The sequence below is a fragment of the Clostridium sp. HGF2 genome, from assembly GCF_964240115.1.
Classification (GTDB): domain Bacteria; phylum Bacillota_I; class Bacilli_A; order Erysipelotrichales; family Erysipelotrichaceae; genus Clostridium_AQ; species Clostridium_AQ innocuum.
The window spans coordinates 25,409-43,217 of record NZ_CAXSSO010000013.1; the positions used below are offsets into that span (position 1 = coordinate 25,409).

At 33.8% G+C, this 17,809-nt stretch carries 16 protein-coding genes and 2 pseudogenes; all 18 read right to left on the bottom strand.

Annotation, left to right across the window (positions count from 1 at the left end):
* Positions 1-6 precede the first annotated feature (6 nt).
* The 18 genes and pseudogenes from ACESPQ_RS18060 to ACESPQ_RS18145 all read right to left on the bottom strand — a co-directional run bounded on the left by ACESPQ_RS18060 (position 7) and on the right by ACESPQ_RS18145 (position 17,804).
* Positions 7-1,173, bottom strand: a complete 1,167-nt coding sequence (locus tag ACESPQ_RS18060; RefSeq protein ID WP_109771102.1) for an iron-containing alcohol dehydrogenase — start codon at positions 1,171-1,173, stop codon at positions 7-9.
* Positions 1,167-1,715, bottom strand: a complete 549-nt coding sequence (locus tag ACESPQ_RS18065; protein WP_002609850.1) for a flavodoxin family protein — start codon at positions 1,713-1,715, stop codon at positions 1,167-1,169. Before ACESPQ_RS18065 ends, ACESPQ_RS18060 begins: the two co-directional genes overlap by 7 nt.
* Before the next feature lie 9 nt (positions 1,716-1,724).
* Positions 1,725-2,672 carry an alpha/beta hydrolase gene (locus ACESPQ_RS18070; RefSeq protein WP_373144670.1) on the bottom strand — a complete coding sequence of 316 codons (948 nt, stop codon included), beginning with the start codon at positions 2,670-2,672 and terminating at the stop codon, positions 1,725-1,727.
* 437 nt (positions 2,673-3,109) lie between these two features.
* Positions 3,110-3,199, bottom strand: a complete 90-nt coding sequence (locus ACESPQ_RS18075) for a PTS lactose/cellobiose transporter subunit IIA (protein ID WP_306461009.1) — start codon at positions 3,197-3,199, stop codon at positions 3,110-3,112.
* Between the two features lie 258 nt (positions 3,200-3,457).
* Positions 3,458-3,580 (bottom strand): hypothetical protein, encoded by a 123-nt coding sequence (locus ACESPQ_RS18080; protein ID WP_257379513.1) that lies wholly within the window; start codon positions 3,578-3,580, stop codon positions 3,458-3,460.
* A gap of 35 nt (positions 3,581-3,615) precedes the next feature.
* Complete coding sequence (locus tag ACESPQ_RS18085; RefSeq protein ID WP_373144673.1) at positions 3,616-3,945, bottom strand: type II toxin-antitoxin system RelE/ParE family toxin; 330 nt, start codon at positions 3,943-3,945, stop codon at positions 3,616-3,618.
* A complete protein-coding gene (locus ACESPQ_RS18090; RefSeq protein WP_109771121.1) occupies positions 3,942-4,250 on the bottom strand; it encodes a type II toxin-antitoxin system RelB/DinJ family antitoxin in 309 nt (102 codons plus the stop codon). The genes ACESPQ_RS18085 and ACESPQ_RS18090 overlap by 4 nt, the downstream gene beginning before the upstream one ends.
* Before the next feature lie 475 nt (positions 4,251-4,725).
* A complete protein-coding gene (locus tag ACESPQ_RS18095) occupies positions 4,726-5,601 on the bottom strand; it encodes a DUF4062 domain-containing protein (protein ID WP_373144703.1) in 876 nt (291 codons plus the stop codon).
* A 41-nt stretch (positions 5,602-5,642) separates the two neighbouring features.
* Positions 5,643-6,496 (bottom strand): annotated as a pseudogene (locus ACESPQ_RS18100) (KilA-N domain-containing protein).
* 66 nt (positions 6,497-6,562) lie between these two features.
* Complete coding sequence (locus ACESPQ_RS18105; RefSeq protein ID WP_109771098.1) at positions 6,563-6,838, bottom strand: hypothetical protein; 276 nt, start codon at positions 6,836-6,838, stop codon at positions 6,563-6,565.
* Between the two features lie 417 nt (positions 6,839-7,255).
* A pseudogene (locus ACESPQ_RS18110) lies at positions 7,256-8,055 on the bottom strand (KilA-N domain-containing protein).
* Between the two features lie 52 nt (positions 8,056-8,107).
* Positions 8,108-8,758, bottom strand: a complete 651-nt coding sequence (locus ACESPQ_RS18115) for a hypothetical protein (RefSeq protein WP_109771096.1) — start codon at positions 8,756-8,758, stop codon at positions 8,108-8,110.
* Positions 8,755-9,066, bottom strand: coding sequence for a recombinase family protein (locus ACESPQ_RS18120; RefSeq protein ID WP_257377094.1), 312 nt, complete (start codon positions 9,064-9,066; stop codon positions 8,755-8,757). Before ACESPQ_RS18120 ends, ACESPQ_RS18115 begins: the two co-directional genes overlap by 4 nt.
* Positions 9,067-9,072: 6 nt before the next feature.
* The gene (locus tag ACESPQ_RS18125) at positions 9,073-9,513 is read right to left on the bottom strand and encodes a recombinase family protein (protein ID WP_257377095.1); all 441 of its coding nucleotides are present in this window, start codon (positions 9,511-9,513) and stop codon (positions 9,073-9,075) included.
* 399 nt (positions 9,514-9,912) lie between these two features.
* Positions 9,913-10,995, bottom strand: a complete 1,083-nt coding sequence (locus ACESPQ_RS18130; protein WP_373144674.1) for a hypothetical protein — start codon at positions 10,993-10,995, stop codon at positions 9,913-9,915.
* A gap of 21 nt (positions 10,996-11,016) precedes the next feature.
* Positions 11,017-12,564: a DUF5677 domain-containing protein gene (locus ACESPQ_RS18135; protein ID WP_219931069.1), complete on the bottom strand. Its 1,548-nt coding sequence runs from the start codon at positions 12,562-12,564 to the stop codon at positions 11,017-11,019.
* Positions 12,565-13,012: 448 nt separating this feature from the next.
* Complete coding sequence (locus ACESPQ_RS18140; RefSeq protein WP_109771094.1) at positions 13,013-14,035, bottom strand: virulence RhuM family protein; 1,023 nt, start codon at positions 14,033-14,035, stop codon at positions 13,013-13,015.
* Positions 14,036-14,066: 31 nt separating this feature from the next.
* Positions 14,067-17,804, bottom strand: coding sequence for a hypothetical protein (locus ACESPQ_RS18145; protein ID WP_373144676.1), 3,738 nt, complete (start codon positions 17,802-17,804; stop codon positions 14,067-14,069).
* Between the last annotated feature and the right edge of the window lie 5 nt (positions 17,805-17,809).

The window sequence follows — 17,809 nt, forward strand, 5'->3', positions numbered from 1 at the left end:
ATGTACTTACATGCTTTCTTTGAATATTCTCAAAATTTCATCATGAGAAAGAACCTTATATCCACCTTCCATAATGATTGTACTATCTGCAAGTCCATTCAACATATTCTCATTAACGCCTAGTTCTTTGATATTCATAACCAATCCAAGTTCTTTCATCCATGTTTCCATTGCAGAAAGTCCTTCTTCAGCGATTTGTTCCTGTGTTTTACCATCTGGTGTAATATTCCATACATTTATTGCGAAACGCACAAACTTTTCTAGACCGTATGGACAGATATGACGGTAGTAAGCCATAGAAACAGCGGATAGTGTCATGCCATGAGTCGCATCGGTGTATGCCCCAACAGCTTGTCCCAACATATGAACCATCCAATCTGTTGTTTTTCCTTTTGCAATTAACGTATTTAAAGCCCAAGTTGCTGTCCACATGATATTGCTGCGAGCTTCATAATTCTTAGAATCTTTCAATGCAATATATGAAGAGTGAACAACAGAACGCATCAGTCCTTCACTGATATAATCACTTGCGTTGTCGTCTTCTCCAGAGAAATATTGTTCACAGATATGATTGAATATATCATAAATACCGGAAATCATCTGGTATTTGGGCAAAGTATACGTATATGTCGGATCTAAAATTGAAAACTTAGGAAATACATTTTCACCAAACACATGACCAATTTTTAATTTCTGCTCATGATTTGTAATAACTGCACCACCATTCATTTCTGATCCAGTACCTACCATAGTAAGCACACAGCCTACAGGGATGATATCACAATCAACATCTTCCATATTTAAATAATATTTCTTCCATGGATCTTCATCACAATTAGCGGATACCGATACTGCTTTCGCATAATCACAGACAGACCCGCCTCCAACTGCTAGAATGAAATCAATCTTATTTTCTTTTGCAACATTACAGCCTTCATAAAGTTTCTCAATTGTAGGATTTGGCATTACTCCAGCATCTTCAAACACTTCTTTTCCTTGAGTTGTCAATATTTTTATGATTTCATCATAAATTCCGTTCTTTTTGATAGAGCCACCACCATAAATAAGCATAACCCTTTTACCATATTTGGGTAATTCTTCCTTTAATCTTGCAAGGGATCCTTCTCCAAAGTATAGCTTGGTTGGATTTACATAACTAAAATTTCCTAACATTCTGTTACCTCCTCTTTTATATTTATAATTGACTTTCCAAAGTCTCTCATTTTATTTAGTATTTCTTCTGACTTATTCTGTTTATCAAATGCTGTAAAAATACCCATATCTTCTAGTTTTAGATATTCTAAAAATGACTTTTGATATTCATAGATGGCGCCATCGTATACCTCATCACTGCCTGAACTTAAAATTAATGCCGCTTTTCTTAGGTTTTGTGGTTTATCTAAAGCATAGATACGATTGATCGCACATTGAAGTTGTCCCGTAAAACTGTGATAGTATACAGGAGATGCCAAAATTATCATTTCAGCTTCTTTCAAAAGAGGGTAGATTTCTTGCATATCATCTTTTTGAATACAGTTTCCTTTGCCTGCCTTATGACAATATTCACAGGCTAGACAGCCGGCTATGTTTTTTTGACAGACATTAACTACGTCAATTTTATGTCCATTTTCTTTTGCACCTGCAACAAATGCTGTAACCATTGCATTTGTATTTCCATTAGGATGAGGGCTACCATTGAATATAATGATATTCATATTCCACCTTTATAGAGACCTTTCAAAAAAATCTGTTATCTTATCGAAAGGTATTTTATCAACTCTATCATACAGATCTATGTGATCAGCATCTTTCACAACATAAAATTCTTTAGGTTCTACAGCCTTTTCATAAGCAAATTTGCTATAGTATTTAGAATGTGCTTGATCTCCTACGATAAATAAAACTGGTCTTGGCGATATCTCATCTATAAAATTCAACAACCTTGTATTCAAAAATGGCATAGAACTCGTGGTAGTGAATCCACCTCTAGCATGAGGATGATGTCCACGTTCCATTCCGTAAAATTTAAACCAGATTTCATCTGTAGCATCCAATCCTTCTGGAATCGATTGTGCTGGTTCTAATGGAAAACCTGGTATATATTCAGGATATCCATTTTCTGCGTCCGTCCATCTCTGCTGAGAAAGTTTATCTTTCAGAGTATACAAATCTTCTTTACTCATCAGGTCTTTTCCACGTGTAGAAAAGCTAATATCATACATACTGGTGGTTGCGACAGCTTTGATTCTAGTATCCACCTGTGCTGCTGATAAAGCAAATCCACCTGAACCACAAATACCAATGACACCTATTTTATTTCTATCCACATTCTTCAGTAAACCTAGATAATCAACGGCAGCACTAAAATTTTCAGTAAATATCTCAGGTGATGATACATGTCTTGGTTCGCCATTTGAATCTCCCATGAACGTTTGATCAAAGGTCAATACAATAAATCCTCTCTGTGCTAATTCATTCGCATAAACACCAGGGCCTTGTTCCTTTACACCTCCATAGGGCGCGCCTACAATCAACGCAGGGTACTTCTTTGATTGATTCATATCTTTTTGTGTATATAATTCTCCAGATACAACGAATCCATATCTGTTTTTATAGGTAACACTTTCCCTTTGTACTGTTTCAGCCAATTTAAAAATATAATTATCTTTCATGTTTTCTACCTCTTTCTTTATCTACTAATAACATACTACTTTGCAAGCATTATATCAAATACTTATTATGAATTGTTTGATATGCTTAAAAGTTATATCAAACTTTATTTAACAAATTTTCGATAAATCCCTCATTTTATATAGCTTAATAAACTAAAAAATCAGAGACGAATCCAATGTCATTAAGTTAAAGAAATATAGATGAGAGACATTTATACAAAAAGTGGTTCTTTCTAAACTTTGGATATACCCAAAGTTTAGAAAGAACCCAATATCTGGATGAGTGCTTTTTCGATTTTTAAGTCTGCTTACTCGTTACAGCCCCAATTCATTCAGTTTATGGGAAAAAGATGAAGAGCACTGGTAGAAAGTTTCTAAGCCGGCCTCCTCATCTTATTTTCCTGCAGCAGTATTGTTTATTTCATAGCTGCTACTTTCTAATTCAGCTTTATAATCGAATTTGCCATATCCTTCATTAGAATCGCATTCATCAAATGATCCTGTGCATGTAACATAATGAGTGCCAAGGTGGAATTTTATATATAGTTGAATAGTCTTTGAAAACGATTTCTTTATATGAACCTCTTTTTAGTGCATCTTTTTGTATCATCTCTTTACGATTTCCTCTGTTTAATTTCAATTTTCCTCTTGACATATTACCAGAAGGATTTACAGCTTCTAATTTACTTTCTCTTCTTTGTGCCAGAACATATTGCAATACCTGCACATAAAATTGCTATTCCAATCAAAATCCATAATATTGTGTTCATCTGATACCCCTCGGTTTAGTAACGTAATATGAAATATATGACATAAACCGTATAACTAATAGCCATAGCTAAAGCACTTCCAAATGTTACTCCAGATTTTACTGTCTTTTCGACAATCGTTGTTTTATTTACTTCCATTTTGTCACCTCCATAAATTCTAATTTGTCTTTCGCTTACTGCTTCGTGTATTTGTTTGATTGTGTGTCAATATCTCGACCACCATACATTACACGAATTATGGTAACGACAGCATTCCCTGCATCTGGAATGTAAAACACACAGTAATTATTTACAGGCATGATGCGCAGGCCTCGGCTGTGCCACGGCTCCTTTTCGTATCCAAGAAAACGCTCCGGCATCTGGTTAAGTCCCATGATGCTCTCCTCCAGTCGGTTAAGCTGACCTGCCGCATTTTCTGGGGGCTGAAGTTCAAAAGCAATATACTTATAAATATTTCTAAGATCTCTATCCGCCTGTTCTGAAAACTCAATTTCAAAGATCATAAATTATAATCCTTGCGGATATCTTCAAATATCTTACTTGCTGGCTTTGTACGGCCAGCTTTCATGTCCGCATAACCTTTCTCTAATTCTTCATTTATCTGTTCTTCTGATAAATTGCTCATATCTAATGGTCTTGCAGAGGGGATTTTGACTTCAAACGGTAATCCTCTGTGAAGTATAATCTGTTTATAAAACATGTTAATTGCATTCGATGCAGGAATGCCAAGAGCAGAAAGTATTCCCTCTGCCTGCTCCTTTACCTCTGGTTCAATTCTGGCATAGAGATTTGCTGATTTTGCTGCCATAGTTATCGCTCCTTTCAAAAACGTATTTCTTCTACTTATAGTATATTCACTTGTAAGCACAATAGCAATACATTTTTGAACTTTGCAATCATTTATTAAAATCTGTCGAAGAATCACCTTTTTATACTCCATCATAATATCATCTGGAATTGATCATAAGTCACTGGATATGTTTTCACAGTTAAATCTGCAGCATTTCCTCACTTCTGTATTTTGCGTGAACATCTTCACCCTCCTTTCAGGCTCAACACCTAAAAATTCATAAAATTATGACAGCCGTGTTTTTACGATTTTTTTAATCATCTCTTTTTGAAGCAAAAAAAGAGTGAAAAACCCTTTATTTATCGGGTTATTTCACTCTTGACAGTCGAACTACTGTCTCGACGGTTGTACCAGATTCCCACAAAAATGCCACTTCTAAATTTTTTCTGAAACTTCATATCCCAGTTTAGTGAGTTGAAATATTTCATTTCTATTACCAACCGCCATTATCAACTGATTGTTTCGAAGTTCCTCCACAGCTGCTTTCCATATTGGCAACAGACTTACCAATCTTATCAATATTCATTATCTTATTATATTTTTGTATGTCTGTTCCTTCAAGCGAATCAATTACTAATATTTGACCGGCAGCATCTTTTGTTGCCTCAATTAAAAGCTGCTTTGCTTCCTCTGATAATATTGGTATTCTCACTTCTTCTTTTTCTGCATTAAACATCACATCTATTTCTTCTTCAGAAATAGGTTCCCATTTCATTTGTGTCCGTTCAACTTTTTCCAAAATAGAATTTTGTATTTCTTTTAATTGATTTTGCAAATCTTGAATTCCACTAGAATCTTTCGCTGTCGCAATTGCCTGCTCTGCCTGATCAGCCCTTACCCATCCAGACATAGGTACATCATTTATAATTTCAGGTATTGCCATAGCAATCTTGTACTTTAATTCTACTTCATTAAAATAGAAATCTACTAACCTTCCCGCATTTTTAACGGTACTATGAAAATTCCTTACTCTTTCTCTTTCTTCATCTGTTGCTCCCATTTTAATCACAGGAAGCAAATCAATATTTTGATGTAAAAATGCTAATGTAGGCATTTTCTTAGCGACAGCATACCTATATTCTTTTTCTGTATAACTTATATTTTCCTCAGGATCAATAGAACCATATTTCCCTGCTACAATCAAAAGATAATAATCGCTCATATCAATCATCTTTTTAATGTATTCCCATTGACTCAATGAACTTGCTGGAAGTTGCTCCATTCCTACTGAAATACAATTCATATCAAGCAAGCAACTTATTGCTGTTTGTCTCTCTGTCTTCAAATCTTCATATGTAGAACTTATGATTACTTGATATTTTCTTTCCTTTGAGTTTTCCGCTTACATTATTACTCTATCATTCCGTTTTCCAATGTGGGTAAATTATTTAGGCTTACCTTTTCCAATGTCTGTAACTGTTGTACCGCTAACTGCCGAAGTAATTCCATACGCTCTTTTTGATTCTTTCCCTGATTAATCAGAACAGCGTTATAACTTTCCAAATTTGCATGCACTAACAATTGGTTCAACGTTGCCACATCTCGCATATTTCCTTTTGCTGTGGGATTTTCATCTTTCCACTGCTTTGCTGTCTTGCCAAATAAAACAACATTTAACATATCTGCTTCATTAGCATAGGTATACACTACCTGTGCGGGTGTTAATTCCGGTGGAATCAAATTATCCTTAATTGCATCTGTATGTATCCTGTAATTCAGTTTGGAAATTTCTCTGTTTAAATTCCAATTCAAAGATAATCGGCTATTCTCGTCCGTCTTTAATCTCCTATAATCTTTCATAATATATAGCTGGAATTCAGGCGAAATCCAGGTTGCAAAAGACATGGCAATATCACTATGCGCATACGTTCCACCATAGCGTCCCGCTTTTGAAACAATACCAATAGCATTCATTTGTGTAATCCACTTTGTTGGTGTCATTACAAAACGATTCAATCCTGCCTCGTTTTTAACCGCCTCGAATTGCACACGTTAAAATCTGGATTATGCAATTCTTCCCAAACGCTCAAAAATTCTATAGTATTTCTATTACGCATCCAATTCTGAATTATAAATCTTGGGTCATCCTCATTGCGATATTTTGCAATATCTGTCAGTGAAATAAATTCGCTTTCAAAATTTGTTGTGTAAATTCCAATATCAATACCTTTAGCATGAATGGTCTCTTTAACAATTTTCGCCATATGCTTTCTCCTCGTTTTATCACACTATAAACTTAATCTCTGTTCATTTTAAAGATTGTATTCAAATTATTTTTCTTCATCTACCCACATATCCCTATATGCTTCAACATAAAATTTAATACAATTCGGATACGTATACAAATATCTCCTGCACACCCTTTTATACAAAACCAATATTTTTTCATCACATGCAAAATCCAGTAAATAATCGAGTAATTGTGATAATTCATCTTCAGATACCTCTCTGCTGCACACATTTTCAATCAATGGCAAATAAACCTCATATGCCTTCTGATTTAATTGAATTATCTGTTCTGCAATCTGACCTATCCTTTCATTCATTAAATCACCTCAAAAATTCTAGGGGCATCATACTTTGTTAATCCCAACGACCGTTTCACTTCTGCAATGTATGCAGTATGTACTTTAAACCCATAGTTTTTTCCACATACTCTTGTATCATTTTATATGTAATTTTCGGTTTCGGTTGATATTTCTTTGCCCGCTATGCAATTGCATCCAAAGGCATCTTCCCCTTACCTTCTCCAAATTCCACTTTTACATCTATATAGCTATCAGGTGACTTGTGGGACAAGAGTACAACCGTCTCAACGTGTGATTGTTAGGCTATTCTACACTTTTAAGAAACATAAGAATTTTCTCTGTATTTAAGCGTTTTCCAATAATCTTATCAACTCAAAAAGACGATTTTTGATTAGGCTATTTTATTGATAAAATTTTATCCCCAATACAGAATTGTTACTCATCTTCTTTTTTAGTGAGCATTGTTAATCCTGCCATCGTCAAAGATTCCATCGTTTTCATCTGTTTAACTGCCAAATCACGTAGCAGTACCAAACGCTCAGACTGTGCTTTGCCTTGTTCAATCAACACAGCATTGTAACTTTCCATATTTGACAATACCAATAGCTGATTAAGGTTCGCATCGTCACGCATATTTCCTTTTTTATCTGGATTCATTTCTCTCCATTGCTTTGCTGTTATACCAAACAAAGCAACATTCAGCATATCCGCTTCGTTAGCATATGTATAGGAAATCTGCTCCTTCGTTAATTCTGGAGGAATCAAATTTTCCTTAATTGCATCTGTATGAATACGATAATTTAATTTTGATATTTCCCTATTGAGATTCCAGTTTAAGGACAAGCGACTATTTTCATCCGTCTTTATTCTTTGGTAATCTTTACTGAATGTGCATATGTACCACCATAACGCCCCGATTTTGATACAATTCCTATCGCCGCAACATTGTGTATCCACTTAGAGGGAGACATTGTAAAAGCATTTAGCCCTGCCTGGTTTCTAAACCCCTCGAATGCGAGGGGTTTAAAATCCGGATTGTGAAGGCTCTCCCACAAGCCAAGAAATTCCAATGTATCCCTGTTTCGCATCCAATTGCAAATCGTTGCGTTCGCATCATCACTTCTGTACTTCGCTATATCTGTTAGTGAAATAAATTCATTTTGAAAATCGTTTGTGTATATCCCAATATCAATTCCTTTTGCGTGTATTGTCTCTTTTATTGGCTTTTTAGGCATTGTTGTTCATTCATTTCCTTCCATTGCTCTTGTTTATTTTTATTGCTCGCTGCTACTTATTCCCATTCTTAACATCATTTATCAATGAATTAATTTTGGCTGCTTTAAATCTTTGTTCTTCCGTTGTCCATGCAACTGTCATATTTGCCTTCTTAAGATTCCTTATAAACTCCGTGATTTCTTTTTCGCTTTCTTCTGTATACATATATAATTTTCTCAATGTTTTATCTTGTGGTTTTCCCTTTGATAAATATTTTGTCCCAATTAGCACGGTCTTATCACTATCATCAATTGCAATTTTACTAATTACTTCTCTGTTTTTTCTAAGGATGTTGACTTTTTGATCCATATCTATATTCAAGGGAATAGCATCATTTAATTGACCAAGAAATGCTTCAAACTCAAATCCACCACTTCCTTCTAGCAATTGCAACTCATCCACCATTCGTTCTTGTACATCATCTGAAATGTACACTTTAAAATCTCCACGTTTATGACTTCCGTACATTTTTAGTTTGCGTAAGATTTTTGTGTTACGCATGTACAGAAACAATGTATCTCTTTCATCGTTTTCAGCTAAAAACATAAGAAATAAAAATTGCCCTTTTCCAATCTTCACATCAAAAGCTAATGATTTGTCATAAGAATTAAGTGAATCAAAATATACCTTTTTCAATCGAGAGAAATTAAATTCTATAGTCATATGTTTCCTCCAATACTATTTTTCGAACTATATTTTTTATCTTTTCTTCGGTTACCATCTTCATCTTTCACCACATTACTCCGCCTAGCCTTCTCAATCTGCACAGCCTCAAATATCTCCTTTGATATAATCACCGGATTATTATCTGTGGACATATACTGAACCTCACTGTTACTTGATTTTAGAAGCCTAACATCACCAGTATATTTTTCATTACTCAGCATAACATCAATCGTTCTTTTGCACCATTTCTCTTTTCCGGTTGGTGATAGGATCTTTTTCCGTTCCAACTCTTTAATAATCCCCATAACACTTCATCCACTTAGATACAAATCGAATACCAGCTTCACATTCTTTGCTGTTTCCTCATTAATTTCTAATCGACCATCCGCACCATGCTTGTACCCATAGCATTTTCTATCATATAATTTTGATTTTCCAGATGCAGCACGATTCTTAATTCCCCATTTTATATTTTCGCTGCGGGATTCATTTTCTGCCTGTGCCACGGATTCAATCACAGAAATAATCAAATCACTATCTGTATTCGCTGTGTCCAATTCTTCCTGTTCAAATATCACACGAATTCCGAGTGCTTTGAGCTGATTCAATGCGTCCAATGTTCCAACAGTATCTCTCCCAAATCGACTTATGTTTTTTATAATAACAATATCCAGTTTTCGAGATTGGCAATCTTCCAGCATTCGATTGAATTCTTTTCTGGACGAACCTGTTTTACTGGTTGCGATATCCATATAGACATCTGCCAAGAACCACTGGGGTGTTGCCGCAGTTATTCTGGTTAATGTGATACCTGTGCCGTTAGACTTTGCAATTGTTCCACACTGTTCGTGCTGACGCGACAATAAATACCAACACGCTTTTCACGTTTTGGTATGGGTGGAATAAAATGCACTCTTTTATTATCCGACATAAAGTATCACCCCTTCTTTATCACCTACTTATCATAGCCTTGTTTTTGGTTTATGTTGATTAGTCGAATTCAACCATCTTGTCCACCCATCCTACCCTCATAACAATCCTATCTACACAACCTACCTATGTTTTCATCCTGTTAACTCTAAGAAACCGTATTAAGTAATTGGATGTTAATGAGATTTTTCCAATTTCATTTTTGAGTGTTTTGGTTTTCGTTACTTCATTTCTACTTTTTCTATATACTTCTTTGCGTTGTCGACTATATCAGCAATTCTAGGATAACCACCTTTTTCGATTTCTAGCTCCGCAATAATATAATCAATAAGAACACCGTTCCCTATTTTGTGCTTTATTGTCTCATAATCCCATTTAGAAAAATCAAATGCCTTTTGTAACACATAAGGCAAAAGTACTTGCAAATAATCGAAAATAACAAATTCATCATTTAGGCTTGAATGAAAAAGCAAATCAAAATATTGAAATGCAATATCATCCCTAATATAAGGCATAATTTTTAAATTCTTCATGCAGTTAAATGTAGCTATTGCACCCATACAATGTTGAGTTACCAGCATAAAAAACAAAGATGATCCGCCCATTGACTCCATAAATGGAATATATAGTTTCCCAATATAAAGAGCATTTTCACATTTTTCTTTTATTGACAATTTACTATCTTCCAAGGAATCAAATATCAATCGCTCTTTTATCCAATCAGGTAAATGATTCTCTATATCCTCATATGACGAGTTGTCATTCTTCATTTCTTCGACGGAATCGTATTTATTAGAAAATAGCGACACTAGCATTTGTTCTGCTGCACCTGCAAGTACCTTATGATATCCATCATAATCTGAAATGGTTATTGTTTCTAATGGAATAACAAAAAAATCTTCGGAGTACTCCCGTAAAAGTGCAAGCAAATCGAAAAAACAATCCTTCAGGTATCTATTTGCAGTTTTAAAGTTTATTTCGTCATCAGTCCCATGATAAAAAGCTGACATCTTAATTAATGGATCATTTATTATCCTACATCCCTTAACCAAAACATATTCATTATGACCTGCATTCTTTATATCTAATCTTACAGCCCCTGATAGATATGTTACGTTGTCTCCTTTATCAATATTTGATAGCAAATATCCTATATAACCTTGCTGACGATACCAAAACAAACGAGCTTCGCCTATCAATCTTTTAATATCTTCCTGGCTAAAACTATTTATTCTGTCTTCATACTTTTCAAGAACAGAAAGGTATTCCTTCATTATACGTTTTAGATGTTTTGTTTCAACCAATGTACGCACTCCCTTCTTAACTTATTCAGCATTATAAAAATCCGGAAGTTCGACATATTCTGAAATAAGTTCAAATAGTTTTTTCATAAGCATATCGCAATCATCATGCACGCTTCTCAAGTTCTGTTCAGAATGATAATCTGGAACAGCATGATAATTATGGGTAGGATTATCACATATAAGCATTGAAGATTCTCTTATAGCCCCCCAAAATCCATGAGCATAATTTGTTCCATATTCATAGTAGATTTCATACAGCATCTGCTCACCACATAAGGTGAATTTTTTATTAATCTGTGTTTTATCAAAATAGCCAAAACTCAAATTAACAAATGCTTCATCCATATCTTCATTCACAATAAGCTCCATCATTTTCTGTTCAAACTGAGCTTCATCTGAAACAAGATATTTTCCTTCCCTCATCTTTGCCATAACAAGCTTATACTTTCCAAGGCCATATGCTTTAAATCTGCTATACACATCAGGAATTTCTTTCTCTTGTAGCATGATATATTTCAAATTGATATAACTTTCTGCCATAGTCCTAAATAGAATTCTACCACTTATATCGTTTTGAAGATTCTTTTCGGAGATTTCTCTATAAATCTTGTAAATATAGCAAGTAAGCCCCATTATCACCGCATACTTTGCTTCCATCTTTTTATCATTATTTGTCGCAGCAATATAGTCAATGACCTTTGTCGTCTTTTCATAGAAAGTCATATCTTCACTTCCTTCCCACACTATCATTAATGGATTACATTCCGATATTTCCCCTAATCTCTCCCACATCAGTTTTGAAAATTCCTTACTACTATCGATGCTGCACAATCCTTGAAAAGTTGACCTGATTGCAGGTCTATATGTCCTCATTAATTCATCGGAATGATCGAGATTATAATAAGAAGTCAAAGCCTTTGGTAATAAATCTAGTTCACTTGAAATATACAACCTTCCATTTTTAGCATAAAACCAATCCACTGCAAAACATATATCTGTTGTGAGCTCATCATGAAATTTATTGCAATCTTTGATTATTGAAAAAAGTTCAGAAATACTGCCATCAATATCCATTGTATATTCAAAAAATAAATTATAGAAAACATCATCAATATCTGGTGTCGCTACAATTGTAAATGGAGCCAATACATCATTTGAAACATATTTTAGAACAACGGCCCAAAAAAGCTCCTTTTGTTCTCGTTCCATCTTATGTATTATAGAAAACTGAGGCGCACATATTGAATAATCATTTAATTCATCAATAATGTGAGATATACTCTCTAATCCTCTTTTTCTGCCTTGCTTATAAATAATCAGTCCAATCCATAAAAACTCTGGAAGCCAATTCTGAGACCAACTCGACAAGTTCAATTTTGCACCAAGCCCATTAGGATCCGTATACGGAGTATATAATGTATCTCCCTTTTTTACATGCTTTGATAGTTCGATTCTATACACTAAAAGGCCTCCTCTCGTTAAAATATTTATTCCATTCTCTTCATGGATAACGTGAACCTTGCCTAAGTTCTTTACTATTTGTGCTGACACGGCAGTAAATACCAACACGCCTTTCCCACTTTGGTATAGGCGGAATAAAATGCACCCTTTTATTTTCCGGCATAGAGTTTCACTTCCTCTCTTACGCCTAATTATCATTGTCTTGTTTTTCGTTCATGGTAATTAGCCTGGTTCAACCATCTTGTCCACTCAACCTACCCTCATAACAATCCTATCTTCACAACTCACCCCTGTTTTCATCCTGTCAACTCGCCCCTATGGATAAAGGCAGGGGATATGTTCCTCAGAAGAAAAATCTGTGGCAGGACTTCCGGTAGGCTGCTAAACCTAAAACCGTGGGAAGTGCTTGTTTTCAGGTTATTTCTACACTTTATTTATGTACCCTTGACATCAATACTACACTCTCAACATGAGTATCTTTGTCCAAACTTATATTTGCACTAGTATCTAAAAACTCCCTTTAATTTCGTCATCTATGTGGCAAAACATTTTTTCTTTATTTCTTACTGTTCTTTTTAACTGTGCTTTGAATATTTTTAATACTTTCAAAATAGTCCTGTTCAACCGGTGACAAGTTCTGTACTTGATATTTTCTATACTCTTCTGTTGCTTTCTCGATTGCCTGTGCATGACTAATTGTTCCCGCCCCCTGCAATACATTTTCACCCGTAGTTCTTAAAACGTTATCCAGATGCTCCACATAGTCTGCCATATACATAGGATTATGACGCATAGCCTGAATTTCTGCAAAATCAAAGTAACCCGATACGATATTATTTAGAATTTTCAATTCTTTATCATTAAGATAATTCTTTGCAATACTTATATCTTTTAGTGCAGGAAAATCACCAGAAATACTTTTTAATCCCATAAAAGGCTGACTTGCATCTGCACGCTCATATATAACTTCCGCTACTATATGACCATGTGCTGCATAGTGCAATTTGTTTTGTACTATCTTAAAAAATGCAATAGACTCACTACTCTTAGGATTATAGTCAACACTTGTTGCATACAAATCAAGCACTTGACGATACATAACCTTTTCAGAGGAACGAATATCCCGAATGCGGTCTAATAACTCCTTCCAGTAATTACCGCCACCCAGATTTTTCAGTCGTTCATCGTCCATTGTAAAGCCTTTTATCATATACTCTTTAAGGCGTTCGGTAGCCCAACGACGAAAATTTGTGGCAATTTTAGATTTTATCCTGTATCCAAGAGATATAATCATATCAAGATTATAGTGTATTGTATTATAGCTTTTTCCATCAGCTGCAGTTGTTCGGAATTTCCGAACAACTGATTTTTCATCTAACTCTTCCTCTTCAAAAATATGCTTAATATGCTCGCTGATATTAGATTTACTGGTTTGATAGAGTTCACATAATTGTGCCTGTGTAAGCCAAACTGTCTCATCTTCAAATTTTACATCTATTGTAGTCTGTCCATCTTCTGTTTGATATATGATGATTTCACTGTCTGTAATGTTTAAATCATCTTTACTTTTCTCTGCCATTTGATTTCCTTTCTACTTTTATATTTATGAATTATCCTCTTAAGATTTCATCTATTTGCTCCGATTCAATTCGCTCTTTTAAATAACCAATTTTTGTTTCAATATAGTTTTTATGTTTTATCCACTTTAAACCTATACAGTTCGGTAACAATGATTCGAGAAATTCAATCCAAGCTGAATACATAGGTACTGCACTGCCTGACCAGCTCCATGAAGTAGGTATTAATGGTACCCTTTCAAAGTCTTCAAACAACGGATTATTCTCAAGAAAGAGCACTATATACTCTTTTTTTCTTTCGAACTCTAATTTTGACACAACTGAAAATAGGCAATACATTTTTGTTTCATCATCACAGAATCGTTGAATACATTGCCGAATCCACATATCTTGTCTTTCTAACAACTTTTTCTCATTTTGTTTTGGCAATAATAAAGATTCCAAAAAATACGGTACTGACAACGTAGAATATTGGCAGTTTCTTATCAATTGCTCAAAAATTTTATTATATATTTCTACAAAATCGTCCAAATCAAAAAAGCAACAATGCCTTTCTTGATTGTCTCTAAAAGAGTCCCTATTTATTAAATAGTCTATATACTTGTCCAGTATAGAAGATCTAACCGAATATATTTCCTTCAAAAATTGTCCATCATAATCATGATGATTATCATATAACAACAATGTACAATATATTTCCTCAAGCAATTCTAAATTACAATTAAATTTTTGAATCACTTCCTTTGGTGTATTATGATAACAATTAAATAACAAACCAAAATAAATATCCACTATAAAGAGGGAATATTCTTTTTTTGTCAAAATAATTTTGCAACCTTCTATTAATGCTAGTTCATCTATTACATTATACTTCTCAAGAAAATCCACATCACGCATTGATGATGAAGTAATATCTCCATCAGAAGTATCTTTCAAAAAGGCATAAAGCCCATGTAGATGTTTTTCTGTAATTAATTCTGGCGGTAATTCATGATAATATGCATATACCCAAACATTTTTCTGACTATACTCTTCACCAATAATAATTTCATGCACTTCCAAATCGGACAATAAGGAAAATAGAGTATCTACTAAATGATATGGATGTAAATTGATTGGTGTATCATTTTTTATATAATATTTAATTGCATCAACATAGCAATCTTTTTTATCAGAAATAGCATCAAAAGCAATACCTAATCCTTCACCAACCTTCCAAGATGAATGAGCATCAAATTCAGAAATATCACTACAAACATCGATTAGCTTCTTAAACATTTCTAAATCACAATTGGAAGTGTATTGATTAATTGATTTCTGCTTTAGTTTTTCACGTTCTTCGTAAGCAACTTCTATTTTGTAATCTGGTCCTTTAAGAAGACAATATAATTGAAAGCTCTCTCCTTCAAAATATTCAGAAAACAAGGATTCACAAGAACAATCTACGATACTAAGAACTTGCACTATTTTTTCCGCCAAAAGACAATTTTCTAATTTATCTGGCAAAAAATTTGACTTCAAAATTAATTTGATATATTTTAAATCAAATTGCAAAACGGGAATGCTTCCGTCCTCGATAATGTCACCATAAGAACTGAGAATTTTTCTAACTTTTACTCTATATCTTTCAATTTCACACAAAGAAGATAAAGATTCCCAAATTAAATTTCGATATTTTTCAACACCTTCAGACATAACTAATGGAATTTGATATATGGTTACTATATTTTTTCGTCTTTCCTCTGCTGGGGAAAAATGTAATTTCAAAAATTCTTCCGCTATTTGCAAAAAGAATCTAACAATAAGTTCTTCATTCCAGTCTTCTGAATATTCTTTCATTTTTTCAAAAAAAGTTATTTGAGTGTAAAAATCATAGTACACAGAATCCCTGTGAATGCCAAAATATGTATTAACTGCATGATAAAATTCCATAAATAAATCTGGTCGCTTTAGATAATATTGAAAGAACAAATCACAGGCTGTTGGCAAATCAGTCATATCTGCAAATCCACCGAGAATTTTAATAATATCGTTTTCTACATACTGATAGTTTTTTCCTTTTTCAGTATCTATATCGCTCCAATCACAAATCACTCTTTCTTCAGACTCAATTTCATTTTGTAAAAGCAAAAGTGTTTCCGTAGGATTAATACGAAAAAAGACTTTTACAAATTCAAAGAAGATTGGCGATTTTTCTGCTGATAAGTTATCCCATAATAACTTTATTTCTTTCTCCACAAAATTTAAAAGAACTTTATTTCTAAAAATATTAAGTAGCGTATTAACGGAAGAGATAGTTCTCTCTCTGTAGCTTGAAAAACAAGTTTTAATCATTTCCGACAAACTAAGTAATTTTTTATCAAAGAAAACATATTTTAATAAATAATTAGACAAACATTGCTCAGAGAAATGAACAGCTTTATCATTACAAAGATCGACAATTTCTTGCTCGTGAAGCATACGTATATTTTCAATAAAACTATCTCGACTTAACCCTTTTTCCTGTAAAATCGGTAGAAGTGCATCAATGCGTTCTAAATGAATTGCTTCCAGAAAAGCAATTAAACCAGCAGTTATACACATATCTTTGTTAACAAGTAATTGATTATCTTCTAAAGCAGCGCCATAATAATCTTCATATAATTGTGACACATCATCAATAGACTCCAAACGATTTGAACTGCATGCCACCTTCCCAGCAAGTATAGCAATACGAGCATTTCCTTCTGCAATTCTTATAATTCGTTCTTGATAGTCTTGATTCAAAATGCCCAATGAAGTTTTAAGTAATTCCTTAATCTCGTTATCTGAAAATACATTTACATTCACAATTTCATACGAAGTGATTTCTCGAACATCGTTTATTACTTTTTGAAGTGCATAATCCCTCACTGTAATAAGTATTTTTACATTATATCCCTCTGGTTTCATACTAACGTAACGGATAATATGCTGCAGTCCTGACAATTGATTTGCATCATCGATAAAAAGAAAATAGTTTCCCGGTCTGTCTAAAAAAAGTTTCAAATCCTCATATATTGGTAATGCATTACTGTGAATACAGTAGGTCTTTTCATTCTTAGTATCTGGATGATTTTTTACATAATGCAAAGCTAAACGGGTTTTTCCCGTGCCTGCCAAACCACTGAGTATAACAACATCCACTTTCAGATAAGCATCGCCAATATCTTGAAATTCTTTTTCTCTGAATAAAAATTTAGTATCAATTGGAGCAGCCATTCTATTTGAGTTGTAACTATTAACAAATTCATCATATGATTGAATTTGATCCGTACTTATTGATATTCCTAAAAAATCACGTGAAAGATTATGATGAAAAAGATATATATCTTCTGCAAGCTTATCAATTCCAATAATTGTAAGCTTAACTCCAACATCTTCACATAGGTTTTTTACTTCACTATCTTGAAAGGGTGTAAGGTTTGATGAAGTATGGCAATAAATAATTTCAGAGATTTTATCATGCGGAACACCTGTCTTTGCTGTATCAAGACATTTTTCAAGGTCATCCCTAATTTTTGCGAATAAGTTTGTCCTTTGAGTTGTGTATTCAACAAAAACATACTTTCCATTTGATGCAACAAAATAAGTATCAGGTGTACCTAAAGTGGTCTTTCGTGTACCTGCTTCTCCACCAAGAGATACTATACTCGGATAGCCTATTTTATATAAATAAGAATCACAAAGATTTTGAAATGAACCTGCATCCAGTTGTAGTATTTTTTGTTTAATACTTTCAATATTAGCCATTATTA